At 70.7% G+C, this 24,951-nt stretch carries 27 protein-coding genes; 13 read left to right on the forward strand and 14 right to left on the reverse strand.

Going from position 1 to position 24,951, the window contains the following annotated elements; translation table 11 throughout:
• The first annotated feature begins 3 nt into the window (after window positions 1-3).
• Entirely contained in the window at window positions 4-567 is a 564-nt protein-coding gene (locus QFZ50_RS01600; RefSeq protein WP_307081258.1) for a DnaJ family domain-containing protein, read from the forward strand.
• A 3-nt stretch (window positions 568-570) separates the two neighbouring features.
• Here the strand turns inward: QFZ50_RS01600 and QFZ50_RS01605 are convergent, their stop codons facing one another.
• From QFZ50_RS01605 to QFZ50_RS01615, 3 genes are read right to left on the reverse strand one after another with little or no spacing between them, the layout of a single operon-like run.
• Entirely contained in the window at window positions 571-1,251 is a 681-nt protein-coding gene (locus QFZ50_RS01605; protein WP_307081260.1) for an NADPH-dependent F420 reductase, read from the reverse strand.
• 47 nt (window positions 1,252-1,298) lie between these two features.
• Window positions 1,299-2,045, reverse strand: a complete 747-nt coding sequence (locus tag QFZ50_RS01610; protein ID WP_307081262.1) for a response regulator — start codon at window positions 2,043-2,045, stop codon at window positions 1,299-1,301.
• Window positions 2,042-3,634 (reverse strand): ATP-binding protein, encoded by a 1,593-nt coding sequence (locus QFZ50_RS01615; RefSeq protein WP_307081264.1) that lies wholly within the window; start codon window positions 3,632-3,634, stop codon window positions 2,042-2,044. Before QFZ50_RS01615 ends, QFZ50_RS01610 begins: the two co-directional genes overlap by 4 nt.
• A gap of 193 nt (window positions 3,635-3,827) precedes the next feature.
• On the opposite strand from QFZ50_RS01615, the gene QFZ50_RS01620 reads away from it, so the two are divergent.
• From QFZ50_RS01620 to QFZ50_RS01635, 4 genes are read left to right on the forward strand one after another with little or no spacing between them, the layout of a single operon-like run.
• Window positions 3,828-4,835, forward strand: coding sequence for a Bug family tripartite tricarboxylate transporter substrate binding protein (locus QFZ50_RS01620; RefSeq protein ID WP_307081266.1), 1,008 nt, complete (start codon window positions 3,828-3,830; stop codon window positions 4,833-4,835).
• A gap of 3 nt (window positions 4,836-4,838) precedes the next feature.
• Entirely contained in the window at window positions 4,839-5,381 is a 543-nt protein-coding gene (locus tag QFZ50_RS01625) for a tripartite tricarboxylate transporter TctB family protein (protein ID WP_307081268.1), read from the forward strand.
• Window positions 5,374-7,116 carry a tripartite tricarboxylate transporter permease gene (locus QFZ50_RS01630; protein WP_307081270.1) on the forward strand — a complete coding sequence of 581 codons (1,743 nt, stop codon included), beginning with the start codon at window positions 5,374-5,376 and terminating at the stop codon, window positions 7,114-7,116. Before QFZ50_RS01625 ends, QFZ50_RS01630 begins: the two co-directional genes overlap by 8 nt.
• Window positions 7,113-7,508 carry a universal stress protein gene (locus tag QFZ50_RS01635; protein WP_307081272.1) on the forward strand — a complete coding sequence of 132 codons (396 nt, stop codon included), beginning with the start codon at window positions 7,113-7,115 and terminating at the stop codon, window positions 7,506-7,508. Before QFZ50_RS01630 ends, QFZ50_RS01635 begins: the two co-directional genes overlap by 4 nt.
• A 160-nt stretch (window positions 7,509-7,668) precedes the next feature.
• Here the strand turns inward: QFZ50_RS01635 and QFZ50_RS01640 are convergent, their stop codons facing one another.
• On the reverse strand, window positions 7,669-9,468 hold the full coding sequence (locus tag QFZ50_RS01640; RefSeq protein ID WP_307081274.1) for an HNH endonuclease signature motif containing protein: 1,800 nt from the start codon (window positions 9,466-9,468) through the stop codon (window positions 7,669-7,671).
• Window positions 9,469-9,775: 307 nt separating this feature from the next.
• Between QFZ50_RS01640 and QFZ50_RS01645 the strand changes: the two genes are divergently transcribed.
• A complete protein-coding gene (locus tag QFZ50_RS01645) occupies window positions 9,776-10,306 on the forward strand; it encodes a GAF domain-containing protein (RefSeq protein ID WP_307081276.1) in 531 nt (176 codons plus the stop codon).
• Window positions 10,307-10,358: 52 nt separating this feature from the next.
• Here QFZ50_RS01645 and QFZ50_RS01650 read toward each other — a convergent pair whose 3' ends face one another.
• Window positions 10,359-10,775 carry a VOC family protein gene (locus QFZ50_RS01650; protein WP_307081279.1) on the reverse strand — a complete coding sequence of 139 codons (417 nt, stop codon included), beginning with the start codon at window positions 10,773-10,775 and terminating at the stop codon, window positions 10,359-10,361.
• 76 nt (window positions 10,776-10,851) lie between these two features.
• On the opposite strand from QFZ50_RS01650, the gene QFZ50_RS01655 reads away from it, so the two are divergent.
• Window positions 10,852-11,871 carry an LLM class flavin-dependent oxidoreductase gene (locus tag QFZ50_RS01655; protein WP_307086579.1) on the forward strand — a complete coding sequence of 340 codons (1,020 nt, stop codon included), beginning with the start codon at window positions 10,852-10,854 and terminating at the stop codon, window positions 11,869-11,871.
• A gap of 94 nt (window positions 11,872-11,965) precedes the next feature.
• On the opposite strand, the gene QFZ50_RS01660 is transcribed toward QFZ50_RS01655, so the two are convergent.
• On the reverse strand, window positions 11,966-12,679 hold the full coding sequence (locus QFZ50_RS01660) for a GAF and ANTAR domain-containing protein (RefSeq protein WP_307081281.1): 714 nt from the start codon (window positions 12,677-12,679) through the stop codon (window positions 11,966-11,968).
• Between the two features lie 210 nt (window positions 12,680-12,889).
• Between QFZ50_RS01660 and QFZ50_RS01665 the strand changes: the two genes are divergently transcribed.
• Window positions 12,890-13,630, forward strand: coding sequence for a GAF and ANTAR domain-containing protein (locus QFZ50_RS01665; RefSeq protein ID WP_307081283.1), 741 nt, complete (start codon window positions 12,890-12,892; stop codon window positions 13,628-13,630).
• 47 nt (window positions 13,631-13,677) lie between these two features.
• On the opposite strand, the gene QFZ50_RS01670 is transcribed toward QFZ50_RS01665, so the two are convergent.
• Complete coding sequence (locus tag QFZ50_RS01670; RefSeq protein ID WP_307081286.1) at window positions 13,678-14,565, reverse strand: hypothetical protein; 888 nt, start codon at window positions 14,563-14,565, stop codon at window positions 13,678-13,680.
• Between the two features lie 175 nt (window positions 14,566-14,740).
• Here QFZ50_RS01670 and QFZ50_RS01675 point away from each other — a divergent pair, with 175 nt between their 5' ends.
• Window positions 14,741-15,562 carry a hemerythrin domain-containing protein gene (locus tag QFZ50_RS01675; RefSeq protein WP_307081288.1) on the forward strand — a complete coding sequence of 274 codons (822 nt, stop codon included), beginning with the start codon at window positions 14,741-14,743 and terminating at the stop codon, window positions 15,560-15,562.
• Between the two features lie 141 nt (window positions 15,563-15,703).
• Entirely contained in the window at window positions 15,704-15,859 is a 156-nt protein-coding gene (locus tag QFZ50_RS01680) for a hypothetical protein (protein WP_307081290.1), read from the forward strand.
• Here the strand turns inward: QFZ50_RS01680 and QFZ50_RS01685 are convergent.
• Both QFZ50_RS01685 and QFZ50_RS01690 read right to left on the reverse strand, forming a co-directional pair.
• Entirely contained in the window at window positions 15,856-16,080 is a 225-nt protein-coding gene (locus QFZ50_RS01685) for a hypothetical protein (protein ID WP_307081292.1), read from the reverse strand. The two genes, QFZ50_RS01680 and QFZ50_RS01685, sit on opposite strands and share 4 nt — an antisense overlap.
• 33 nt (window positions 16,081-16,113) lie before the next feature.
• A complete protein-coding gene (locus QFZ50_RS01690; RefSeq protein WP_307081294.1) occupies window positions 16,114-16,563 on the reverse strand; it encodes a hypothetical protein in 450 nt (149 codons plus the stop codon).
• Window positions 16,564-16,635: 72 nt separating this feature from the next.
• Here QFZ50_RS01690 and QFZ50_RS01695 point away from each other — a divergent pair, with 72 nt between their 5' ends.
• On the forward strand, window positions 16,636-17,442 hold the full coding sequence (locus QFZ50_RS01695; protein ID WP_307081296.1) for an SDR family oxidoreductase: 807 nt from the start codon (window positions 16,636-16,638) through the stop codon (window positions 17,440-17,442).
• 3 nt (window positions 17,443-17,445) lie between these two features.
• Here the strand turns inward: QFZ50_RS01695 and QFZ50_RS01700 are convergent, their stop codons facing one another.
• From QFZ50_RS01700 to QFZ50_RS01720, 5 genes are all read right to left on the reverse strand, one after another.
• Window positions 17,446-18,297 carry a carbohydrate ABC transporter permease gene (locus QFZ50_RS01700; RefSeq protein ID WP_307081298.1) on the reverse strand — a complete coding sequence of 284 codons (852 nt, stop codon included), beginning with the start codon at window positions 18,295-18,297 and terminating at the stop codon, window positions 17,446-17,448.
• A gap of 28 nt (window positions 18,298-18,325) precedes the next feature.
• Window positions 18,326-19,294, reverse strand: a complete 969-nt coding sequence (locus QFZ50_RS01705) for a carbohydrate ABC transporter permease (protein ID WP_307081301.1) — start codon at window positions 19,292-19,294, stop codon at window positions 18,326-18,328.
• Window positions 19,294-20,601, reverse strand: a complete 1,308-nt coding sequence (locus QFZ50_RS01710; protein ID WP_307081303.1) for an ABC transporter substrate-binding protein — start codon at window positions 20,599-20,601, stop codon at window positions 19,294-19,296. Before QFZ50_RS01710 ends, QFZ50_RS01705 begins: the two co-directional genes overlap by 1 nt.
• A gap of 108 nt (window positions 20,602-20,709) precedes the next feature.
• A complete protein-coding gene (locus tag QFZ50_RS01715; protein WP_307081305.1) occupies window positions 20,710-21,684 on the reverse strand; it encodes an aldo/keto reductase in 975 nt (324 codons plus the stop codon).
• 240 nt (window positions 21,685-21,924) lie between these two features.
• Window positions 21,925-22,566, reverse strand: coding sequence for a ScbR family autoregulator-binding transcription factor (locus QFZ50_RS01720; protein WP_307081307.1), 642 nt, complete (start codon window positions 22,564-22,566; stop codon window positions 21,925-21,927).
• Window positions 22,567-22,666: 100 nt separating this feature from the next.
• Here QFZ50_RS01720 and QFZ50_RS01725 point away from each other — a divergent pair, with 100 nt between their 5' ends.
• Window positions 22,667-23,968, forward strand: a complete 1,302-nt coding sequence (locus QFZ50_RS01725; protein WP_307081309.1) for an AI-2E family transporter — start codon at window positions 22,667-22,669, stop codon at window positions 23,966-23,968.
• Complete coding sequence (locus QFZ50_RS01730; protein ID WP_307081311.1) at window positions 23,961-24,944, forward strand: D-2-hydroxyacid dehydrogenase; 984 nt, start codon at window positions 23,961-23,963, stop codon at window positions 24,942-24,944. The genes QFZ50_RS01725 and QFZ50_RS01730 overlap by 8 nt, the downstream gene beginning before the upstream one ends.
• Window positions 24,945-24,951: the final 7 nt, after the last annotated feature.

Genomic DNA, 24,951 nt, shown 5'->3' on the forward strand with positions numbered 1-24,951 from the left:
CCCGTGGCGGCGCCCGGAGATGCCGGCGATGCCCTGGCCGAGCTGGAACGCCAGAGCGACGACGGCGACGCCGGCACCGGCGAGCTGGCACCCCTGCGCCGTGGCGAGGACGAGGTCAAGCGGGCGCGCCTGATCGTGGACAGGGCCGTGGCGCGCGGGGACTTCGACAATCTGGCCCTCGCCGGCAAGCCGATCCCGGGACTGGGGGAGGCCCACGACCCCGACTGGTGGGTCAAGGGCCTGATCCAGCGCGAGAACATCACCGGGCTGGGACCGGCGGCCATCCTGCTCCGCACCGAGGACGCCGAACTCGACGGACGGCTCGACCGCCAGTACACGGAGCAGCAGGTCCGCGACGTCCTCGAGGACTTCAACTACCGCGTGATCGACGCGCGGCGCCAGCTCCTCGGCGGGCCGCCCGTCATCACCAAGCTCCGCGACGTCGACGCCGAGGTGGAGCGCTGGCGGGAGCGCCGGGCGGCAGCCCGCCGGGCAGCCGAGGCCGAGGCGCCGCCCGAGCCACCGAAGGCGACCTTCTGGCGGCGCCTCTGGCGCGGCAGGAGCTGAGCCCTACATCTCGGCGTAGCGCTTCGCCTGTCCGAGCGCCTCGTGCATCCCCGCGGCGTCGTGCACCGTCCCGTAGGCGGGGGTGTCGCGCTGGTACCGCCAGCCCTCCGCGAGGGGTCCCGCGTCCACGGCGTCGAAGCCGAACTCGTCGAGGAGCTCCACGACGGCCTGCTTGGCGTCGGAGTCGTCGCCGGCGATGGGCAGCGCTCGGCGGTTCGGCGTCCCGGCCGGTGTGCCGTCCGTGGTCAGCTGCGAGGCGAGGATGTTGTTGAAGACCTTGACCACGGACGAGCCCGGCAGGCGGCGCTGCACCAGTTCGCTCGTCGTCGTGCTCTCGTCCTCCAGCTCGGCGATCCGGCCGTCCCTGTACTCGTAGTAGTTGCACGTGTCGATCACGAGCTTGCCCACTAGCGGTTCCACCGGCACCGCGTCGAGAGCCTTCAGCGGAATGGTGACGACGACGACGTCGCCCTCCGTCGCCGCCTCCTCGATGGTCCCGGCGCGCGCCGTCCCGCCGAGCTCGCCGACGAGGTCCTGCAGCGACTCCGGACCGCGGGAGTTGCTCAGCACGACCCGGTAGCCGCGCGCGACGGCGAGGCGTGCGAGCTGCGAACCGATGTGGCCGCTGCCGATGAAGCCGATGGTGCTGCGCGGGGCGCCTGTCTGCTCTGTGTTCTCAGTCATGCCCAGCACAACCTCCCCGACCCCGAGTTATTCCTCCTGGTCCCGGCTCACCGGCGGGCGTCGTCCGTCCAGACGTAGAACTTCTCGGGGCGCCCGGCCGATCCGTACTGCGGGACGATCCGCGCCTGCCCGCGCGACACGAGGAACTCGAGGTACCGCCGCGCACTCACGCGGGCCATGCCGAGACGCTCGGCGACGTCGGAGGCCGACGTCCCGCAGCCCTGCGTGCGCAGGTCCAGCATGACGGCGTCGAGCGTGGGCGCCGAGAGGCCCTTCGGCGTCGAGAGGGTAGCCGTGGCCGACGGCGAACCGCCCGCCGCGGTGCCCGCCGTCGTGCGCAGGAGCTGGTCGATGCGCCCCTGGTCGAGCGCCGCGGACCCGTCGGCCGTGTGCGCGTCGAGTTCCCGGCGGTACGCCACGTAGGAGTCCAGCCGTTGGTTCAGCACCGCGGCGCTGAAGGGCTTCACGAGGTAGTGCAGCACCCCGCCGGCGACGGCCGCCCGCACGGTGTCGAGTTCGCGGGCGGCGGTGATCGCGATGACGTCCAGCGGCTCGCCGGGCCGGTTGCGCAGCGCGCGCAGCACGTCGATGCCCGTCATGTCGGGCAGGTGGATGTCCAGCAGCACGAGGCGCGGCCGCAGCGCCTCGGCGAGCTCGAGTGCCCGTGCCCCGGTGTGCGCGGCGCCGACGACGTCGAACGCGCCGCGCGCGAGGAGGAACCCGGTGTGGATCCCGGCCACCTCGCGGTCGTCGTCCACCACCAGCGTGGGGATCGGGGCGGGTGCGACGGTCATGGCACCTGCAGGGAAGGGCGCGGGGCGACGACGAGCGACGGGCCGAGCCAGACGGTGAACTCGGCGCCGCCGAGCTCGGACCCGTCGACGACGACGTGCCCCGCGCGGCGGCGGGCGATACGGTCCACCAGTGCGAGGCCGAAACCGCGCGTGCCGGTGGAGCCGCCGTCCTTGGTCGAGTAGCCGGAGGAGAAGATGCCGTCCACCTGGTCCGCCGGGACCCCCGGACCGTCATCCGAGACGGTGATCCGGACGGCGTGGTCCTCGGCCGCGAGGTGCACCAGGACCTGCCCGTCCGGCCGTCCGCTGCCGGTCACCGCTTCCATCGCGTTGTCGATCAGGATGCCGAGCACTGTCACGACGTCGGTGGTGCCGTCGGGTTCGAGCACCGAGGTGTCGTCGATGGCCAGGGTGATGCCTTTCTCCGCCGCGATGGTGCTCTTGGTCATGAGCAGGCTCGCGGCGTCCGGATCCTGGATGCCGGGGGCGATGCTGCCCGACACGAGCGACCCGCCGTGCCCGGAGCGTGAGATGAAGTCCACGGCCTGCGCGGTGCGGCCGAGCTCGAGGAGCCCGGAGATGGTGTGCATCCGGTTGGCGAACTCGTGGGCCTGGGCCCGCAGCGCCTGGGTGGCGTCACGCTCGCCGTCGAGGTCGGTGAGCAGCTGGTAGAGCTCGGTGCGGTCGCGGAGGATCATGACGCGGCCCACGCGGGTGCCGTCTACGAGGGCGTCGGAGGTGCGGGCCAGGAGGACCCGCTCGCCGGACAGGACGGTCTCGTCCGTGTCGGCGGGGTCGGTGAGCAGTCGGGCGAGGGCCGGTTCCATGACGTCCGCCGCGGGCCGGCCCGTGGCGTCGTCGTCGAGCCCCAGCAGCCGCTTCGCCTCGTCGTTGAGGAGGGCGATCCGGTGGTGCTCGTCGACCGCGACCATGCCCTCGCTGATGCCGTGGATCATGGCGTCGCGCGTCTCGAGGAGGGACGCGATCTGCTCGGGCTCCAGGCGGTAGATCCGCCGCCACACGAGCCGGGAGATCCAGATGGCGCCTGCCGACCCGACGAGCGCGGCCACGATCAGCCACGCCAGCAGGCGGGGGAGGTCCTCGTAGAGGTCGGCGTCGAGCTCCGACTCCAGGGTGCCCACCGACGCGGTGCCGATGATGCTGCCGTCGGTGTCGAGGATGGGGACCTTCACGCGCCAGGACTTGCCGAGCGTGCCGGTCTGGGTCCCCACGAACGTCTTCCCGGAGAGGGGGATGGACGGGTCGGTGGAGACGACCTCGCCGATGAGGTCCGGGTTCGGGTGGGAGTAGCGGATACCGGCCTCGTCCGTGACGACGACGTACGTCACGCCCGTGGACTGGCGGATGAGGTCGGCGATGGGCTGGATCGTCGCGCTCGGGTCGGCCTCGTCGAAGGCGTCGATCACGGAGGGCAGCTGTGCCACCGACTGGGCGACGCCGACCATGCGGTCCTCGTACTGTTCGCGGATCTGCTGGCGCTGCATGGTGACCGCCGTGGATCCGGCGACGGCGACGATGACGAGGACGATGGCCAGCTGCAGCAGGAACAGCTGTGATCGAAGCGACATCGACCTGATCATCCTCATAGTGTGACACGCCCGGGCGCGTCACACCGGCGGAGGGTCACCGGGGGCGCAGTCCGTTCGTGACCACAAAGACCAATACGAGCACTACGACCGCATGCTTTACCGACGATCGGTGCTGTTCCTAGCCTAAGACCAGCAGTGGTGACCCACATCACATCTCAAGGAAGAGAACCCCATGACGATCGATCGCACGACGACGCGCCGCTCGACCCTCGCATCCCTCGCCCTCGTCTCCGCGCTCGCCCTCTCGGCCTGCAGCTCGATGACGGAGAGCACCACCGCCGGGGACGCCGAAGGGACCATCGAGAAACTCAACATCGTGGTCCCCGCCGATCCGGGTGGAGGCTGGGACCAGACCGGCCGCGCCATGGAGACGGACCTCAAGGAGAACGACCTCGTGGGCAGCGCCTCCGTGGTCAACGTCGGCGGGGCCGGCGGCACCAACGGCCTGGCCCAGCTCGCCACCGAGACGGACCCCAACACGCTCATGGTCATGGGCTACGTCATGGTCGGCGCTGTGGAGACCAACAACGCCGCCACGCGCATCGAGGACACCACCCCGATCGCCCGGCTCACCGAGGAGCCCCTCGTGATCGTGGTCCCCGAGAACTCGCCGTACCAGACCGTCCAGGACCTGCTCGACGACATCGAGTCCAAGGGCAAGGGCGTCTCCATCACGGGCGGGTCGGCGGGCGGTGCGGACCACATCCTCGCGGGCTCCATGCTCAAGGAGGCCGGCATCTCCCCGGACAACCTCAACTACATCCCCTACTCGGGTGGCGGTGAGTCCCTCGCTGCGCTGCTCGGCAACAAGGTCAACGCCGGCATCTCCGGCGTCGGCGAGTACGCGGAGCAGGTCGAGGCCGGCAAGCTCCGTGCGCTCGCGGTGTCCGGCGAGGAGGCGGCCCCGCAGCTGCCCGACACCCCGACCCTCACCGAGGAGGGTGTGGACCTCGTCCTGACCAACTGGCGCGGAGTCGTCGCACCCGGCACCATCGACGACGCCCAGGCCGACAAGCTGACGCAGCTCGTCACGGACATGCACGCGACCGACACCTGGAAGGCCACGCTCGAGGAGAACAACTGGTCGGACGCGTTCCTGACCGGCGAGGAGTTCCAGACCTTCCTCGACGAGGACATCACGAGCGTCAAGACGACCCTCACCGACATCGGACTGCTGTAGCCCATGAGTACCTCAATCCAGAACAGCCCCGGGAGCGGCACGACCGCCGCTCCCGGCAAGCCGATCGGTGAGCTGGTCTTCGCGCTCCTCATCGTCAGTATCGGCGTCGTCGGCTTCGTCGCCGGCGCCGGGATCCAGACCCCGCCGTCGGCCAGCGACATCGGACCCCGCGCCTTCCCCTTCACCGTCTCGGCGCTCCTCGTCGTCGTCGGAGCATGCCTGGTGGTCCAGGTGCTCCGCGGCCACCTGGGCGCCGCCGACGAGGGCGAGGATGTGGACGTCGAGGCGAGGACCGACTGGCTGACCGTCGGGAAGCTCGCCGGCTTCGTCCTGCTGCACGCGTTCCTGATCGTCCCCCTCGGCTGGCCCGTCGCCGCGGCCATCCTGTTCTTCGGCGCGGCCTGGTCCCTCGGGGCGCGCCCCTGGTGGCGCAACCTGGTGACCGCGATCCTCCTCGCCCTGGTGCTGCAGTTCGTGTTCGGCGGACTCCTCGGCGTCTCGCTGCCTCCGGGCTTCCTCGAAGGGCTGGGTATTTTCGGTGGATAACTTCGTCCTGCTGATGGAGGGCTTCGCCACGGCGATGCAGCCCATGTACCTCCTCTTCGCGCTCGGCGGGGTGCTCGTCGGCACCGCCGTCGGGGTGCTCCCGGGCATCGGCCCGGCCATGACGGTCGCGCTGCTCATGCCCATCACCTACAGCCTCGAGCCGACGGCGGCCATCATCGTCTTCGCCGGCATCTACTACGGCGGCATGTACGGCGGGTCCACCACATCCATCCTGCTCAACACGCCGGGCGAATCGGCCTCGATCGTCACGGCACTCGAGGGCAACAAGATGGCCAAGGCCGGCAGGGGAGCGGCCGCGCTGGCGACGGCGGCGGTCGGCTCGTTCGTCGCCGGGACCATCGCCACCGTCCTGCTGAGCTTCCTGGCCCCGTACGTCGCCGCATTCGCGGTGCAGATCGGCCCCGTGGAGTACGTCGCACTCATGGTGGTGGCCTTCCTGACGGTCGGCGCACTGCTCGGTTCCTCGGTGCTGCGGGGCCTCGCCTCGCTCGGTCTCGGCCTGTTCATCGCCCTCGTCGGCTTCGACTCGCTCACGGCCCAGCAGCGCTACACCTTCGGCAGCCCGTTCCTCGCGGACGGGATCGACGTCGTCCTCGTGGCGGTGGCGCTCTTCGCGGTCGGCGAGGCACTGTACGTGGCGTCCCGCCTGCGGCACGGACCCATCAAGGTCATACCCGTCACCGGTGGCTGGACGAGCTGGCTCCGCAAGGACGATCTCCGCCGGTCCTGGAAGCCGTGGCTGCGCGGCACGTTCATCGGATTCCCGGTGGGTACGATCCCGGCCGGCGGCGCCGACGTCGCGACCTTCCTGTCCTATGCCGCCGAGCGCAGGCTCGCGAAGGGCGAGAACAAGAAGCAGTTCGGCAAGGGCGCGATCGAGGGCGTGGCCGGTCCGGAGTCCGCGAACAACGCGGCGGCTGCCGGTGTGCTCGTGCCCCTGCTGACGCTCGGTATCCCGACGACGGCCACGGCCGCCATGATGCTCGTGGCGTTCCAGCGCTACCAGATCCCCGTGGGACCCCAGCTGTTCGAATCCAACAGCGCGCTCGTGTGGGCGCTCATCGCGAGCCTCTACGTGGGGAACCTGATGCTGCTCGTGCTGAACCTCCCGCTCGTCGGCATCTGGGTCAAGATCCTGCAGATCCCGAGGCCCTACCTGTACGCGGGCATCCTGGTGTTCGCGGTGCTGGGTGCGTTCTCGGTGAACTTCACGCCGATCGACGTCATCATCCTGCTGATCGTCGGAATCCTCGGGTTCTTCATGCGGCGGTTCGGCTACCCGATCGCACCGATGGTGGTGGGCCTGATCCTCGGACCCATCTTCGAGAGCCAGCTGCGCCGGTCGCTCGCGATCTCGCAGGGCGACCCGGTGGCGCTCATCCAGTCGCCGGTCGCCGCGACCATCTACGTCGTCCTGATCATCATCTTCGCCCTCTCGTTCCTGCTCAAGCGCCGGCAGCGCCAGTTCGAGGCGATGGTCGCAGCGAACGCCGATGCGTCCGACGTCGTCCGCGGCTCCGCGGCTCCGTCCGGGACCGCATCGTCCGAGGGGGTGTCGCCGGCGTCGTCGGCGTCCACCGCGCCGACGAGTGCGGGCACGGGCACCGCCACGGTGTCCTCGACGCCGACGAGTGCGGCGACCACCACCACCTCACCCCCGACCACGGCGTCCTCGACGCCGACGGCTCCTGACCGGAAGGACACCGACCGATGAGCGCCATCGTGGTGGGCTACGTGCCCAACGCCCTGGGGGAGGCCGCCGTCACCGAGGCCGTGGAGGAGGCGCGACGTCGCGGCGCCGAGCTGGTGGTCATCAACACCACCCGGGCCGACCGCCTGGTCAATCCCGCCTATGCCGACTCGGAGGATGTCTCGAAGCTGGAGGGCATGCTCAGTGCCACCGGTGTTCCGTACACCATCCGCCACAGCATCTCGGAGGCCACGGCGGCCGAGGAGGTCGTCGACACGGCGGAGGAGTTGGCGGCGGAGCTGATCGTGATCGGCCTGCGGCACAGAACGCCGGTGGGCAAGCTCATCATGGGGTCGACGGCACAGACGATCCTGCTGTCGGCGCCCTGCAACGTCCTGGCGGTCAAGCTGCCCTGACGTTCGACCCATCACCGATCCGGCAGTCACGCTGCAACGTCCCTGGCGTTGCAGCGTGGCTGCCGGTTCTGTTGGACACCCCCCCCTCATGCCGCGGCCGGCTGGAGGACGAGATCGATCACCGAGTGCGCCAGCCTTGCTGACCCGTCTCGGCACCCCCTCATGCCGCGGCCGGCTGGAGGACGAGATCGATCACCGAGTGCGCCAGCCTTGCTGACCCGTCGGTCAGGGACACATCAGGTCGTGGTGTCACGCCTCGGTAGGTGCTGGACCCGTACGTGCTGGGTCCAGGTTTCCCGGTCCCTGATGTCGCGGTCGCAGGTGTTCCGGGAAGCGGCGGCGCGGCGGAAACGTACGTGTGCCCGGTGGGGGTGCGCCGCTCGATCGCGTGCCGTGGTCCGGGCAGGGGTTGTGACGACCAGCCGGACGCTTCCTTGATGTAGTTGCAGCTCTCGCACAATCCCTGCCCGCCCTCCGCGGTCGTCACGCTGGTGATCCGCCAAGGCAGGATGTGGTCGGCATGCCGGATCGGCGCGTCACAGTACGGTGTGCGGCAGGTGGCATCCCGTGCGGCGATCAACCGGCGGAGTCCGGGCGGGAAGAGCCGGGCGCGGGAGTCCATCGCCACCAACCGGCCGGTGTCCGGGGCCGTGTAGAGCCGCCGCAGCCAGACCTGAGCGGCGGGATCAGCAGTACCGCCGATGTCATCGACGCCGCTGAAGTGCCGGTCGCCGCTGGGGTGCCGGTCGGCGCCGGTATCGCCGGTGCCGCATGGGTGACGGCCGCCGCTGGGGTGCCGGTCGTCGCCGCTTTCATCGGTATCACCAGTGTTGCCGGTATCGCCGGTGCCGCGTGGGCGCCGGTCGCCGCCGCTTTCGTCGGTATCGCCGGTGCCGCCTGGGTGGCAGTCTCCGCGTGGGTGACGGTGTCCGCTGGAATGCCTGTCGTCGCCGCCCTCGTCCTTGGCTCCCTCGAGCGTGTTCCCGAGTCCGTCCTGGTGACCCCGGGTGTCGTTCCGCAGCAGATCACGGGCGATCTGGGCCGGCACGGAGCCGTAGCCGGGCAGGTAGGCCGGCTCGCTGTCACCCTGGAGCAGTGTGCGATCGGTCATGATCAGCTGCACTTCGGTCCGCACGCTTCCTGCCGCCGCACCGGTCAGGCGTTCGACGAAGGCGTCCGCCATCAGCTGCCCACGTCCGCGACCGCAACTCCCGCCTTCGCTGATCCGGGTATCCGCATGACGGGACAGCGCCGAGTACGCACTGATGGCTTCGGCGGCGGGAAGCAGCGCGGTCAGGTAGGCCATGGTGTCGGGCGCGGGGCGGCAACTGACGTAGCGCTCACTGACAGCCCTGCGGGCCCTGGCGACGGCGACCTCGGGTTCGAGGCGGTAGGCGATCTTCCGGGCCCTGCTCTTCACGCCCTGGGTGCCGACGCCCTCGAGCACACCGGTATCGGCTGCCAGTTCCGCGTCCACCGCCTGTCGGTTCTCCGCGCGGAGGCAGATGGTCTCGCGGACGATCAGAGTGGCGCGCCACTCGTTGAGCACCCCGGATTCGAGAGCTGCCAGGGTGTGGGGCAGATCGCCCACGAGCGCCCGGGCAAGCCCCAGCAGCCGCGAACCCTGGTGCGGCGATTCGCGACGCGCCAGAGCGACTTCGGCGCCAACTCCTCGACCACGCTGTTCGGCCGGAACCCCGGCGGCCGCCTCGGCCCGTCGTCGAGAAGTATCGAGGGCGAGTGCCGCGCGGGCCTGGGCAGCCGAGGCGGCGCACTTCAGGTCTTCGAGCGCCCGCAGCCGTGACACCAGTGCTTCCTCGTAGCCCTCGACCGGTGCATCGGGGAAAGGCGCATCAGGAAGAGCAGGCGCATCGGGAAGAGTGGCCGTCGTGGCACCACGGGTGCCCGACGTGGGAGGGGCCAGGCTCGCGATCCACCGGCGCACGGTAGAAGCGTCCACGCCCGGCGTGTCCGCGCCGGAAGGGGACCCCTCCGAGCCGCTTCCACCATTACCGAACATAGTAACTATTTTACTCTTTGTGAAATAGAACACAAGAGCGAATATGAACAAAGATCCGCCGGCCGGGCTCTTCGCGTGTGGCCAGGCCCGGGGGTCGCAGGACCGCGCCGCACGGAAAAGTTCGCCAAAGCTTTCATCGCGTGGGGCAGCTATCGCCCGTCGACTTGAGGTTCGACAGCCACTCTTGATGTAGCTGCTGTTTCAGAAACCGGCAGGTCATCCCTACCCCACCCGAGCGGACTTCTTCTTGCCGATATCCTTCCCTTTCGCAGCGACCGTCCTGTCCGGAGCACCCACGTCCCGGCAGGCCGAGCGGCAGCGGCTGCGATCACTCGACCGTTCCGGCCTCCTCGATTCCGGCGACGAGGAGCGCTTCGACCGCCTGACGCGCCGGGCGGTGACCCGGTTCGGGGTGACGACGGCGATCATCTCGCTCATCGCGGAGGACCGGCTCTACCTCAAGTCCTTCGTCGGTAACCTCCCGCGCACGATCGACCGCGACGCCGCGTTCTGCAACGTCACCATTCAGGGCGAGGACCCCCTGGTGGTGCCCGACCTCCTGGCGCATCCGCTCTTCCACGACAATCCGCTCGTGACGCAGGCACCCTTCATCCGCTTCTACGCGGGCGTACCACTGCGCGGGCCCGGTGGATGGTTCGTGGGCAGCATGTGCATCCTCGACACCAGGCCGCGGGAGCTGGGCGGGCAGGGGATCGCGCAACTCCGGCGCCTGGCGGACGAAGCCGAGCTGGAGGTGAACGGCGTCGGTCCCTCGTAGGACCCGATGACGCCGGGCGCCGAAGACGCCGGGCCCGACGACGCCGGGCCCGCTACGCTTTCGGCGCGAAGAGCTCGAGTGCGATGTTGTCCGGATCGCGGAACTCCAGGATGTAGCCCGCCCCGATGTCCTTCACGCCGGCATGCTGGGTGCCGCGCTCCTCGAGTTGCCGGACGGCGTCGTCGAGCACATCCCGGCCCTCGACGGTGAAGGAGAGGTGGTCGAGCCCCACGCGGTTCTCACTGAAGACGTCGTCCGCCACCGGCCGCAGACCCAGGAGGGTATCGCCGAGCTGGTAGATCACACCTCCGTACAGGAAGCCGAGCTGCTCGCGCGTCGCCTCGTCGGCGCCCTCCGGCACCTCGAAAGCGACGGGCAACCCGAAGACGGCGTCGTAGAACGCACGGGAGACATCGATGTCCTTGACGGTGAGGCGGACGTGGGCGTAGCCCTTGATGGGGATCGTCATGAACGCAGTCTTGCACGCCGAGCGCTTCCGCGGCAGGGCCGGGAATGGGAACACGCCGCCGAGCGCTGCACCGTGCATGAAGAAGATCGGATTCCTGTCCTTCGGCCACTACCAGGACGTGCGCGGCTCGCTGGTCCCGACGGCCCGCGAAGCCCTCGTCCAGGCCGTGGAGCTCGCCGTGGCGGCCGAGGAGCTCGGCGTGGACGGTGCCTACCTGCGGGTCCACCACTTCGCACCCCAGTACTCGGCGCCGTTCCCCCTGCTGGCCGCGATGGCCGCGCGCACGAAGACCATCGAGCTCGGCACCGGCGTGATCGACATGCGCTACGAGAACCCGCTCTACATGGCCGAGGAGGCCGCGGTCACGGACCTCATCAGCAACAGGCGTCTGCAGCTCGGCATCAGCCGCGGTTCGCCCGAGACAGCGCTCGACGGCTTCCGCAGCTTCGGCCACGTCCCGGCGGACGGCTCCACCGACGCCGACATGGCCCGCGACACGACGAACCTCTTCCGGGCGGCCATCGCCGGCCACGGCATCGCCGAGGCCAACCCGCGCATGACCGGGAGCACCGGGAAGCTGCCCATCGACCCGCTCTCGCCCGGACTGTCCGAGCGCATCTGGTGGGGCTCGGGAACCAGGGCGACAGCGCAGTGGACGGGGGAGCAGGGCATGAACCTCATGAGTTCCACGCTGCTGACGGAGGACACCGGCGTGCCGTTCGACGAGCTGCAGGCCGAGCAGATCGACATCTTCCGCAAGGCGTGGGCGCAGGCCGGCCACGAGAGGGCCGGGAGGGTCTCGGTGAGCCGCAGTATCCTGCCGATCGTCAGCGCGACCGACGAGTACTACTTCGGCGTCCGCGCACAGCGCGAGTCGACGGACCAGGTGGGGATCCTCGACGGCGCACCGTCCCGCTTCGGCCGCAGCTATATCGGCCCACCCGATGTCATCGCCGAACAGCTGGCAGTCGACGCAGCGGTGCAGGCCGCCGACACGCTGCTGGTGACCATCCCCAATCAGCTCGGCGTCGACTTCAACGCGGCGCTCCTCGGGAACATCGTCAACCTGGTGGGACCCGCGGCCGGTCTCCGCTGACCGGCGCAGCGGCCCGCCGGAGCCCCCAGTTGCCCGCCGGAGCCCCAGTGGCCCGCCGCAGCGCGGGCCCGCCGGGTGCCGGGGGTGGCTGCCGTCAGGACGCGGGGGTGCCCGCCGTCAGATCCAGGGCGACCTCGGCCACCGTGCGGCGGCTCTCCTGGGCCCGGGCGACCAGTTCCCGGAGGGCGTCGCGCTCGCTGATGCCGCGCTGCGCCATCAGGATCCCCTTGGCCATGCCGATGCGGTCGCGGGTCTGCAGCGCGGTGGAGAGTTCGGACTGGATACGCGCGGGGGTGTCGGTGGTCTGCACGTGGCCGAGCAGGGCGGCGGCGGAGGCCGCGAAGCGCGTCAGCGCACGCTCGGTGGCCTCATCGAACGTGTGGGCCCTGGTCGAGTAGACCTTCATGGCGCCGATCGTCGTCTGCCCCTGGATCAACGGCACGCTCTGGCACGAGCGGACCGACATCCCGGCCGCGGCCGCAGCCCATCGCGGCCAGCGCTGATCGGGGGTGGTGGTGTCGTCGGTCCGCGTGGGGGTGCTCGTCGCCCAGGCGGTGAGGCACGGTCCTTCGGAGAGCTCGTACTGGAGCTCGTCGGCTCGCAGGACGGACTGGTCCGTGGCGCCGCTGCTGGTGCGACGGCGGTGCCTGATGAGGGAGACGCCCGCACCGGTGGCGCCGGGAATGAGGTCCCGCGCCGCTTCGGCGAGGAGGTCCACGGCGTGCTGCACGGTCTCTTCGGTGAGGAGGAGTCCGCGGATGCGGCCGAAAGCCACGGCGAGATCGTTGAGAGTGGGCTCGGAGTTCACGGTATGCCTTAGAAGGTCCAAAGGTCGGTTGCACCGACCGAAGTCACCGCCCACTACTGGACCACATCCAAGATAGCGGCCCTCCCTGCGCCCGGCAAATCCGCCCGGCAGCCCTTCCGTGCCCGAGTCCTAGCCGGAAAAGTCCCTTGTCAGTACGATGGGCGCAGTTGGCCGGCAGTCAGCGGCTTTCTGCTTCCGAAGGGATCCGCGATGAACGACGACATCGTTCTCCGGCACACGGAGGACACGCGGCAGGTCCTGCAGGACCTGGTGATCGCCAGCGCCGGGCTTGCCGATTTCCTCGACCGCCTCGTCGAGGTTGCGGCCGCGGTCGTCCCCGGAGGCCACGGTCGGAGCATGGCGAGCGTGATCGTCCTGCGGCCGCGCACGAAGGCCGCGATCGCAGGCACCTGCCCGGCGGCCCGCACCCTCACGGCCATCCAGCACCGGTTCGACGACGGCCCCTGCATCCAGGCCGGAGCCACGGATCGCACGGTGCGGGTGGAGGATTTTGCCGCGGGGTCCGCGTTCCCGCTCTACGGCGCCGCGGCAGTGCAGAGGGGCATGCGCTCCGGCCTCTCGGTGCCGGTGCGGCTCGACGGTCCGGAGACGGCTGTCCTCACCTACTACTCGCGGGAGCCGAACGCCTTCCACGAGGAGGAGGTGGGACAGGCCGAGCTGCTCGCCGGCAGGGCCTCCACGCCCCTGGCTGTCGCGGTCCGGCTCGCACGGCTCACGGACAGGACCGAGCAGCTCACCGCCGCCATGGAGTCCCGCACCACCATCGACCTCGCGGCGGGCGTCATCATGGCACACCAGCGATGCACGCAGGACGAGGCCATCGGGATCCTGCGAGCGGCATCGAGCGCGCAGAACATGAGGCTCCGGGATCTCGCCTCGACCGTGCTCAGGAGCACCACCGATACCCCGATCACCACGCACTTCGACTGAGGCCCGGACGCCGGTCCAGCCACCGGTCCAGCCGCCGGTTCGCCCGCTCAGTCGCCGAGGGTCGCGAGGGCCGTTGCGGCGTCGTCCGCCGCTTCCCTCGCCTCGGTGACGGCGTCGTCCGCCTCACCCGCAGCACGGTCGAGGTCCGCCGCCTCGGTGACGAGGTCCGCCTGCTCCCGGCGCAGCGCGTCGAGCCGCTCCTCGAGATCCTCGATGGAGGCGGCGACACCGTCGCGCCGCACGGCGAGACGCTGTGACCTCCGCTGGAGGAGCGCGGCTGCGTCCTCGGCACTCGCGAGGGCGTCGCGCGCCTCCGAGAGGCGGGCCTCGGCGTCCCTGCGCGCCCGCGCGGTCGGCTTCCTCGGTCTCCGCCCCTGCCCGTCGGACGTGTCGCCGTCGTCCGTCCCGTTCCCGCCCTGTCCAGGGGCGGTGAAGGGACCGCCCACGGCACCGTCGAGGTCCACCGGATCCCAGCCGGAGGCCTCGAGGGTCCGGACCAGCCGCCCGGTCAGCACAGCCGCCGCGGCCGTCGGGTCCGCGAGCGCTGCACGCAGTGTCTGCTCCACGCCGGGCAGGGCTCCCGGTCCGACGTCGTACCCGGCCTCCGCGGCCGCGGCGAGGGACTGGCGCGCGACGGCGGAGAGGAGCCGCTGGCGCTGCTGGCCGAGCGCATGGAGCTGCGCGCGGTCGAGACTGGCCTGCGCGTCCTTGAGCGAGGCCCCGAGTTCCAGCACCTGCTCCACCTCGTCGCGGCGGCGCGTGACGAGCAGGTTGACGAGCCAGGCCGCCGAGGCCGGCTTGGGCAGCTTGCGGAGCACCGCGGCGAGGTCCTTGTCGCCCGCCTGCGCGGCCTCCTTCGCGGCGGCGTTCCGCGCATCGGTGAACTGGTCGAGCGGCAGCGCGTAGAGGGCGGAGGCCCGTTCCACCAGATCCATGGTGCTGCGTCCTTCCGTCATGTCCGCGCCGTGGCCGGGCACGCCCGATTATAGGGACCGGGCACGGGAGGCACCAGCGAAAGCCCGCCTGCCGGTGGACGGCCGCCCGCGATAGAGATGGAGGATCGGACCCAGCGCGCCCGGACGTCCCACCACGCCAGTTACAGGAGATCTCGTGTACACCTCGGTTGCAGACCAGACCACCGACCAGCTCGGCGGACCGCTCAGCGTCCTCGTCCGGCAGAAGCGGGACCACGTGAGGCTCCATGCGCTGATGGAGCGGCTGAAGGGGACCACGGGTGAGGACCAGGCAGCCGTCCTGATCGACATCTACCGCCTGGTCTTCCCCCACGCCTTCGCCGAGGAATCGGTGCTCTGGCCCGTGATGCGCCGGGTCCTCCCGGACGGCGGTGAGCTGACCCTCGAGGTGGAGCGCGAGCACCAGGAGGTCAACGAGCTGGTCCGGAAGCTCGAAGGGCTCGAGGACGGCTCGCCCGAGCGGGCGGAGGTCCTCGGCCGGCTCACCGAGGTGCTCGACGACGACGTCCGCGACGAGGAGGACGCCCTGTTCCCGCGGCTCCAGGCGCGGGTCGGCCGCCGCGAGCTGCAGGTGCTCGGCGTGCTCTGGGAGCTCGTCCGACGCATCGCCCCCACGCGGGCCCACCCGGTGGTCGCGCGTCGCCCGCCGGGCAACGTCGTCGCAGCACTGCCGCTGTCGGTCCTCGACCGGTGCCGGGACACCGTGGACCGGGCGCTCCTCGACGCTCCGGGCGGCGCGGGCTCCGCGCTCCACCGGGTCAGCTCGGCGCTGGCAGCGGCCTCGCACGCCGTCGAGCTGATGCCCATCATGCGCTCCGGCGAGGATCCCTCCACACGGTTCATCGCCGGCAGGCCGCCGTTCCCCTGGGGAACGGCGGCGCTGTGCGCCGCGGCCGTCGGGCTGGCTGCCGGGGCGGTGGCCGTCGGGGTGCGGCGGACCGCCCGCCGCGCCGGGTAGCGCTCGGGCCCGCCTAGCGCGGGGCCGGGATGCGCGTCCAGCAGCGGCGCCGCGCGGCATCGGGTGGTCCGTGGCGGCGATTGCGGTGTGTACTGGACGGAAGCGGCGTCCCCGCCGCCCTGCGAGGAGAGGACGTACGCGATGGAAGCCCGATGCCCCAGCTGCGGATCAGGCCTGATCGAACTCGACGAGGACCAGTGGCCGGCCGAAGGGCCCGTCCCCGCCGGGACGGTCGCCGTCTTCCAGTGCGAGCAGAACCACCGGGTCACCGTCGGGCAGACGCAGGTCTCTGGTTAGGTCTCGGCATCCTCGATGATGCGCGAGAGCTCGTCCCGCAGTGCCCGGGCCTCGTCCACGGTGATCTCGAGGTGCTGGTCCTGCTCCATCCAGCCGATGCTGATCGTCGGCCGGCCCTGCTCGTCCGGGGCGTGGGACAGCCCGACGGCGAGGGCCCTGCCCCCGGTCCGCGTGACGTCCCCGACGATCATCTCGCCGCCGTCATCCTCTGCAATGGCCATGGTTCCTCCTCCGGTCCTCCTGCACCTCCCATGCTAGGCGCCGGGCTCGGCCGGGCGCAGCGCCAGATTCGGGTGCGGCAGGTCGAAGCCGTCGTCGGTCAGCGAGTCCCGGTCGAACTCGTCCGGTAGCAGTACCGCGGTGACCCTGCTGTCGCGGATCGTGGGACCTGCCGTCCCCGGCTCGAGCGGCGCGCATTCCAGCCCCACCCCGATGCCCTCCTCGATGAGGAGGCAGACGGTGCCGTCGGCGCCCGTGCCGCCCACCGGCACCGCCGCGAAGTACTCGACGCCGTCGCGCTCGGCCAGGAAGCGGGTGCTGGCGAGGTCGATGCCGTCGAGGTCCGTCTGGATGGTCAGCACGTCCTGCTCCGCCTGCTCCTGTTCCAGCAGGCCCAGCACCGGACCCGTGCACGCCGTGAGGGCGAGGACCGCCGCGCAGCTCCAAGCGGTCGGCAGGAGGAAGCGGGACGGCAGGCGGCGCATGGGACTCCGGGGCGGTGGAAGGGTCGGTGGCGCCTCCAGCCTAGCGAAGCGCGGCAGCCTAGGGTGGAGGCCATGGAATCCTCCCTGGCAGGGCGCACGATCGTGGTCACCGGCGTCAGCCGGCGCAGGGGCATCGGCTACGCCGTGGCCTCACGCCTGGCCGGCCTGGGTGCCAGCCTCTTCCTGCACCACTACGCGCCGCACGACGCCGAGCAGCCCTGGGGCGCGGACAGCATCGACGACGTCGTCGCGTCCCTCCGCGGGCGGCTGCGCGACGGTGCCACCCTGGCCCACGCCGGGATCGACCTCGCGCGGCACGACGGCGGGGAGCAGCTCATCGCCGAAGCCCGCTCGGCGCTCGGGCACCTCGACGGCCTCGTGTGCAACCACGCGAAGAGCGGGGGCGACGGGCGGCTCGACGAGATCACCTGGGAGGACCTCGACGCGCACTGGCAGGTCAACACGCGCTCCACGGTCCTCGCCACGAAGCACTTCGCCGAACAGCACGACGGCCGGAAGGGCGGGCGCGTGATCTGGATGACGTCCGGGCAGGTGGCCGGCCCGATGACGGGGGAGATCGCGTACGCGGCGTCCAAGGCGGCGCTCGCCGGACTGACCGCCTCCGTCGCCGACCACCTCGTGGACCGGCGCATCCTCCTCAACACCGTCAACCCCGGCCCCGTCAACACCGGCTACCTCGACGACGCCACGGCGGACCGGCCGCCCGAGACGCTGCAGGAGGTCCTCGCGCACTGCCCGTCGGGGCGCTTCGGTGAACCCGACGACCCCGCGCGGCTCATCGCGTGGCTGCTGAGCGACGAGGGCCGGTGGATGGTGGGCCAGGTGCTGAGCACGGAGGGCGGGTTCCGGCGATGGTGACGCCTAGCGGATCCCACTACGGGCCAGCCCCTGCACGAAGTACTTCTGGAACGCGAGGAACATGAGGACGATCGGCGTGATGGAGAGCAGCGCGAGGGCCATGATGGCGCCGTAGTCCGCTCCATACTGACCCTGCAGGTACAGCAGCCCGATGGGCAGCGTGAACAGCTGGGCGTCCTTCAGGGCGATCAGCGGCCAGGCGAAATCGTTCCACTGGTACATGACCGTGAGCAGCACCAGCACCGCGACGAGCGGCTTGCACAGCGGCAGGACGATCTGCAGGAAGATGCGCACGGCACCCGCGCCGTCCATCCTGGCCGCTTCCATCAGCTCGTCCGGGATGGCGATGATGAACTGCCGGGCGAGGAAGATCCCGAAGGCCGACGCCGCCGACGGGAAGATGACCGCCCAGAAGGTGCCGTAGATCCCGAGCTCGGTGACCAGGCGGAACTGCGCCACCATGAGTACCTGGACGGGCACCATCATGGTGCTGAGCACCAGCAGGAAGACGAAACCCTTGCCCCTGAAATCCAGCTTCGCGAAGGCGTAGCCGGCGAGCAGGTTCACGGAGACGGTGAGGACCGTGATGATCGCCGTGACCACCACGGAATTGCCGAACCAGGTGGTCGTGGGGAAGTTCCCGAAGATGGTCCGGAAGTTGTCGAGGGTCCACTCCGACGGCCAGATGTGCAGCTCCCGGCTGACGACGTCGGCGCTCGGCGAGAAGGCGATGGTGATCATCCAGTACAGCGGGAACATCATCACCAGGCCGACGACGACGGCGGTCACCAGCCGGGCGATCGCGGAGGTGCGTTCCGCGGGCGAGACGCGCCGGATGCGGGATGTCTGGTTCATGGGGATCCTGTCCTGGTGGGAGGAGGAGCTAGCCGACGGTGTCCCGGGAGCGGTTGCCCCGCCACTGGATCGCCGTGAAGACGAGGGTGATCAGGAAGATGACGATCCCGATGGCCGCGGCGTAGCTCTGGTCGCGGGTGACGAAGCCGTTCTCGTAGGCGTAGGTGACGAGCACGGAGGTGGACCGGCCGGGGCCGCCGCCGGTCATCACGAAGATGGTGTCGAAGACCTGGAACGAGTAGATGACATCCATGATCAGGAGGAAGAACGTGGACGGGCCCACGAGGGGCACCGTCAGGTAGCGGAACTGCTGCCACGAGCTCGCCCCCTCCAGCCGGGCCGCCTCGTACAGCTCGGGGGAGATGCCCTGCAGCCCGGCGAGGTAGATGACCATGTTGAACCCCACCCGGATCCACAGGGTCACGAGGATGACCGAGGCGAAGGCCGCCGTGCCCTGCGACTGCCACGGGACGGTGGCGAGCCCGCTCTCCCGGAGCAGCTTGTTGACGATGCCCGTGGCCTCGTCGAACAGCAGGACGCCCATGAGGGCTGTGGCGATCCCCGAGATGACCATGGGCAGGTAGATCAGGGTGCGGAACAGCCGCCGCCCCGGGAGCACCGAGTTCATGAGCACCGCGAGGCCGAGCCCGAGGGCCAGGCTCGACGGCACGGTGATCAGCGTGAACGCGGCGGTGTTGAGCGCCGACTGCCAGAACGTGGGATCCGTGACGAGGCGCCGGTAGTTCTCGAGGCCCACCCAGCCGCTGGCCCCGAAGCCGCTGGACTCCTGGAAGCTGATGAGGAACGCCCAGCCCAGCGGGAGGAAGAGGAAGACGCCGAGCAGGATCAGGTTGGGGCCGAGGAACCCCGCGGCCGCCCCGGTGGAGAGCCGCTGGCGGGAGGCCCTGCCGGGCCTGGCCGTGTAGGTCGCCGCGGGGGAGGGCGGCGGGCGGGTACTGCCGGTCGACTCCTCGCGGGCCGAGGTGTCGGCGGACATCAGCCGGCTGCCGCGTCGACGGCCGCCGCGATGTTCGCGAGCGTCCGGTCCACCGGCTGGCCCTGCGTGAAGGCGGCCTCCAGTTCGTCCCTCAGTTTCGGATTGATGGCCGCCATGGCCGGCGCGGTGAGCTGCTCGACGTCGCCCGGCTCCAGGGTGGTGGCCTGCTCGACGAAGATGCCCGCGATGTCGGGCCGCGTCTGGTAGTCCAGCTCGGTGCCGACGAGGCTGTTCAGGGTGGGCAGCTCCATGGCGCGGGCGCAGAAGTCGGACATCTGGTCGGGCTGCGTCATGAACTTCAGGAACTCGGCCGCGAGCTCGGGGTTGCGGGCGTTCTTGGTGGCGACGAGGGCGTTCCCGCCGAGGTCGCAGGCGCCACGCTCGTCCCGCGGGAGGTAGGTGGCGCCCCACTCGAAGTCCTTGATGTTCTCCTCGAGGCCGGGCAGCACGAAGTTGCCGACGAAGGCCATCGCCGTCGTGCCGGCGGAGAAGGCGTCGTCCGCGTAGGTCGAGGACTTCACGGAGCTGCTCGGCGGGACGAGGGCGTCGGTGAAGAAACCCTGCGTGAACTCGAGTGCCCTGGTCCCGGCGTCGGACTCGATGGCCGAGCCGGTGAGGCCGTCGTCGAAGAGCCGCCCGCCGGCCTGGAACAGCCAGCTCAGCCAGCGGGTGGAGCCGCCGAGCTGCCAGTTGTACACGAAGGGGTAGAGGTCGTCGGGGATGGATCCGCGCAGCTTCTCGGCCACCTGCCGGAACTCGTCCCAGGTCCACGCGGAGTCGAGGCTGTCCGGGACGCTCGTGATACCGGCCTGCTCGAAGAGGTCCGTACGGTACACCAGCGCCGAGGTGTCCGTCTGGTGGGGGACGCCGAAGGGCTTGCCGTCGAACTGCACCGCCTGCCACATGGCCGGGAGGAACTCCTCGGCGGCGGCCGTGTCGAAGTAGCTGCTGAGGTCCAGGAGCTGGTCCTGGCTGCTGTACGCACCGATGGTGCCGTAGTCCACGCGGAAGAGGTCCGGGGCCGTCCCGGCCTGGAGCTGCGCGTCGATGTTCTGGAAGATCTGTTCGTACGGGACGAGGTTGAGCTCCACCTTCGTCCCCGAGTTCGCGGCCTCGAAGGCGGCGATGCCACTCCGGAAGCCCTCCTCCTCGGCCGCGCTGCCCCACGTGGTGAAGGTGAGGGTGTTCGCGTCGCCGTCGCCGCCGTCGTCGGTGCCACCGCCCGAGAATCCGGCGCAGCCGTTGAGAGCCGCTGCCGCTGCGAGGAAACCTGCGCCGCCGAGAATCTGCCGTCTGGAAATGGTCATCGTCGTACCTTCCGGGTCAGGGTGCTCATAACGTACAGCACCGCACCGACACGGTCACGGCGCTTGCTCCCCGGCAGCGATGGCGCTAGGGATCGCCCGGCAGGAGCGTCAGAAACCGACGAGGGCGTGCGGCACGTAGTGCTCCTCGAGGGCGGCGACCTCGTCCGCGGTCAGCTCGAGGTCCAGCGAGGCGAGGGCGTCCTCGAGGTGGTGCGGCTTGCCGACGCCGACGATCGGCGCGGACACGACGGGATTGCGGGACACCCACGCCAGGGCCACCTGCGCCCGGGTCACGCCCCGCGCCTCGGCCACCGTGCCGACGGCGTCGGAGACACGGCGGTCGGCGTCGACGGTGCCGTAGAGGGTCTTGCCGAACTGGTCGGACTCCGAGCGTGACGTCGTCTCGTCCCAGGCGCGGGCGAGCTTGCCGCGTGCGAGCGGGCTCCAGGGCAGGACGCCGATGCCCTGGTCGGCGCACAGCCCGTACATCTCGCGTTCCTCCTCGCGGTTGATCAGGTTGTAGTGGTCCTGCATGGTGACGAACCTCGTCCACCCGTTCAGGCGCTGGAGGTAGAGGGCTTTCGAGAACTGCCACGCGTACATCGAGGACGCGCCGATGTAGCGCACCTTGCCCGCCTTCACGACGTCGTGGAGGGCCTCGAGGGTCTCCTCGAGCGGTGTCGAGGGATCGAAGCGGTGGATCTGGTACAGGTCCACGTAGTCGGTGCCGAGCCGGCGGAGGCTGTTGTCCAGTTCCGCGAGGATCGCCTTGCGGGAGAGTCCCGCGCCGTTGGGGCCCTCGTGCATGCGCCCGTGGACCTTCGTGGCGATCACGGTCTCGTCGCGGCGCGTGAACTCGGCCAGGGCGCGGCCCACGATCTCCTCGCTCGAGCCGTCCGAGTAGACGTTCGCGGTGTCGAAGAAGTTGATCCCGGCGTCCACGGCCGCCCGGATCAGGGGCCGGCTCTCCTCCTCGGGGAGCGTCCAGGCATGGTTCCCCCGGTCCGGGGTGCCGTAGCTCATGCAGCCGAGGGCGAGCGGCGAGATGTCGAGGCCTGTGGATCCGAGTTTCACGTAGCGCATGGGGTCACCTTTGGTCGCGTCGGGAGGTAGGTCCCACTGTAGTCAGGGCCGGGCGGACCCTGGCGAGGGATGGCCGATCGCACCGGGGGTGGTGCGGGCGCCCAGCGACACCGTTCGTTGCCGTGCGCGCCCGCGGGCAGGACCCTCGCGGGTCGGGCAGGGTGCTTCCCCCACGGAACCCCCGCTCTGCCGACAGCAACTGTAGCGATGCTCCGGCCAGGAACAAACCGTACGACCGGTTTATGTCGTGCCGTGCAGGAAGACGTCCACGAGGTGCGTCGCGTGCTCCTGCCGGTCGGCGGCCAGCACGCCGGGCAGCAGCATCCGCCACAGGTCGGCGAGGCGCACGAGCATGTCCTGCCTCCCCGTCAGGATGCTGGAGACCATCTGCACGCCCGTGTAGGACCCGACGACGAGGCGGGCGAAGGCCTCGGGATCGAGGTCCCGGCGCAGGTCGCCCTCGTCCTGGGCCGTGCGCGCGAGCTCCGCGCAGCGTGCCGACCAGTCGAGGTAGGGCTGCCGGACGTCGTGCCCGAAGGCCGACGCCTCGAAGGTCAGGCGGATACCGGCGCGCATCACCGAGTGCTCGAGGAGCTGCAGTGCGAACCCGCGGCAGATGAGCACGAGGGTCTCCAGCGCGGGCCGGCCCAGGGCCTGCACGCGCACGCCGTCCGCGGAGGCGATCGCGTGCTGCTCGTCGATGACGGCGACCGCGAGGTCCTCCTTCGCGGGGAAGTGGAAGTACAGCGCACCCTTGGTGACCCCGGCCTGGGTGGCGACGGTCGCCAGGGCGGTACCGCCGTACCCCTGCTCCTCGAAGATGCGGGCGGCGGCGCCGATGATCGCCGCGCGCGTGGTCCGCGCACGCTCCTGCTGCACCATCAGCGCGCACCGGGGCGGGATAAGCGCTTCATCCTCCAATTGTCCGCCGGATGGCAAGGGCCACGCCGAATGTTGCGCCCGGCTAGGGCAGGATGGCTACGTGACACGCGCAGCATCAGAGAACCCGGACGACCAGACAGCACCCCGGCGCCGGCCCGGACGGTGGCGGACACCCAGGCCCGCCCCGGCCCCGGAGCCGCACGGCTCATCGGTGGCCCGGCGGTTCCGCCCGCACGCCTTCGCCGACGGGCTGAGGGTCAGCGCGGCCTGGACGGCCCGGAGCATCATCGTCCTCGCCGGCCTCGTCATCCTCTGGTACGTGACCCGCGCGCTGTGGTCCATCGTCCTGCCCGCGCTGTTCGCCCTGCTCCTCGCCTCCGTCCTCTGGCCCGTCAACCGGTTCCTGCGCCGGGGCCTGCCGAAGGTCCTCGCCGCCCTCGTGACGCTGCTCGGCTTCATCGGCGTGGTCGTCGGGATCGGTGCGCTGACCGTCCCCGCCATCGCGAGCGGCATCGCCGATCTCTCCGGCCTGGCACGGGACAACGTCGCGGACCTCGCTTCCTTCGTGGCCGGTCCGCCGCTCAACCTCGACGCGGTGAACCTCGACGGCATCGTGGACACCGCCCTGGCGCAGCTGCAGGCGAACGTCGGGAACATCGTCACCGGTATCAGGGCGGGCCTGGGTGAGGTGACCTCGGCGACCGTCGTCGTGCTGCTGGCCCTGGTGTTCACGTTCTTCTGCCTGAAGGACGGCGACCGCTTCATGCCGTGGGCGTCCCGCTGGACCAACTCCGCGGCCTACGTCCACGCGTCGATGATCGCCAGTGGCACCTGGAAGGCGCTCTCCTCCTACATCCTCGCCCAGGCCACGGTCGCGCTGGTGGACGCCGTGTTCATCGGGCTGGGACTCGTCCTGCTGGACATCCCGCTCGCCGTCCCGCTGGCCGTGCTCGTGTTCTTCTCCGCCTTCGTGCCCGTGGTCGGCGCCATCGTGTCCGGGCTCGTGGCCACGCTCGTGGCATTCCTCGCGTACGGCTGGGTGAGCGCGCTGATCGTGCTCGGGCTCGTGATCCTGGTGCAGCAGCTCGAGAGCAACTTCATCCAGCCCCTGCTCGTGGGCCGCACGCTCGAGATCCATCCCGCCGTCGTCCTGGCCTCCGTCACGGCGGGCGGCACACTCTTCGGCATCGTCGGGGCCTTCCTCGCCGTGCCCACCACGGCCGTCGCGATCGTGATCCTCCGGTACCTGCGCGACCTGTCCATCGAGAACCGCCCGGAGACAGGGGTGGCATCCGGCAACCCCGGGGCCGTCCCGGCCCCCGCCGCCTCCGACACCGGCGCCGACGGTGCCGCAGCCGCCCCCGAGGCCGTGGGGCACGGCGTGGAGCGGCCCGATGACTAGGCGGACCGTGATCGCCGTGCTGGAGGGCGCGCATCCCGTGCGGGGGCTCGAGCGCCTCGCCGGTCTCGCCGAGGTGCGGGTCACCCCGGCCGAGGGCCTGGCCCGGGCGCTCGACGGCGCCGACGTGCTCTACCTCTGGGACTACTTCTCCGGCGCGCTGCCCGCCGCGTGGCACGCCGCGGGTTCGCTCCGCTGGTTGCACGTGGCCGCCGCCGGCGTGGACAAGCTGCTCTTCCCCGAACTGGTGGCCTCCGACGTCGTCGTGACCAACGCGCACGGCGTCTTCGATCAGCCCATGGCGGAGTACGTGCTGGGCGCCATGCTGCATGCGGCGAAGGGCTTCGGTCCACTCCGGGACGCCCAGCGCGAGGCACGCTGGGCCTGGCGGGAGGGCCGCAACATCGGCGGCAGCCGGGCGCTCGTGGTGGGGACGGGCAGCATCGGCCGCGCCACCGCCCGGCTCCTGCGGGCCGTCGGCGTGCGGGTCGAGGGTGCGGGGCGGACCGCCCGGGAGCACGACGACGACTTCGGCCGCGTGCACGCGACGGCGGACCTGGCGGCCGTGGTCGGTGCCTTCGACTACGTGATCCTCCTGGCACCGCTGACCCCCGCCACCGAGAACCTCGTCAGCGCCGAGGTCCTCGGCGCCCTGAAGCCCAGCGCCGTCCTCATCAACGCCGGGCGCGGCCGGCTCGTGGACGAGGACGCCCTCGTCGGGCGACTGCAGGCCGGGGCACTCGCGGGCGCGGTGCTCGACACGGTCGCCGTCGAGCCGCTGCCGCCCGCGCACCCGCTGTGGTCCCTGCCGTCGGTGTTCGTCACGCCGCACATGGCGAGCAACGCCGATTCCTGGCTCGACGACCTCGCCGCGCAGTTCGAGCGGAACCTGCTGCTGTGGCTGGAGGGCCGGCCGCTGCCCGGGGTCGTGGACAAGACGCTCGGGTACGTGCCCTCCGGGCGTCCGTCCGGCGGCTAGGCCGGCG

It is taken from the genome of Arthrobacter agilis (genome assembly GCF_030816075.1).
Classification (GTDB): domain Bacteria; phylum Actinomycetota; class Actinomycetes; order Actinomycetales; family Micrococcaceae; genus Arthrobacter_D; species Arthrobacter_D agilis_E.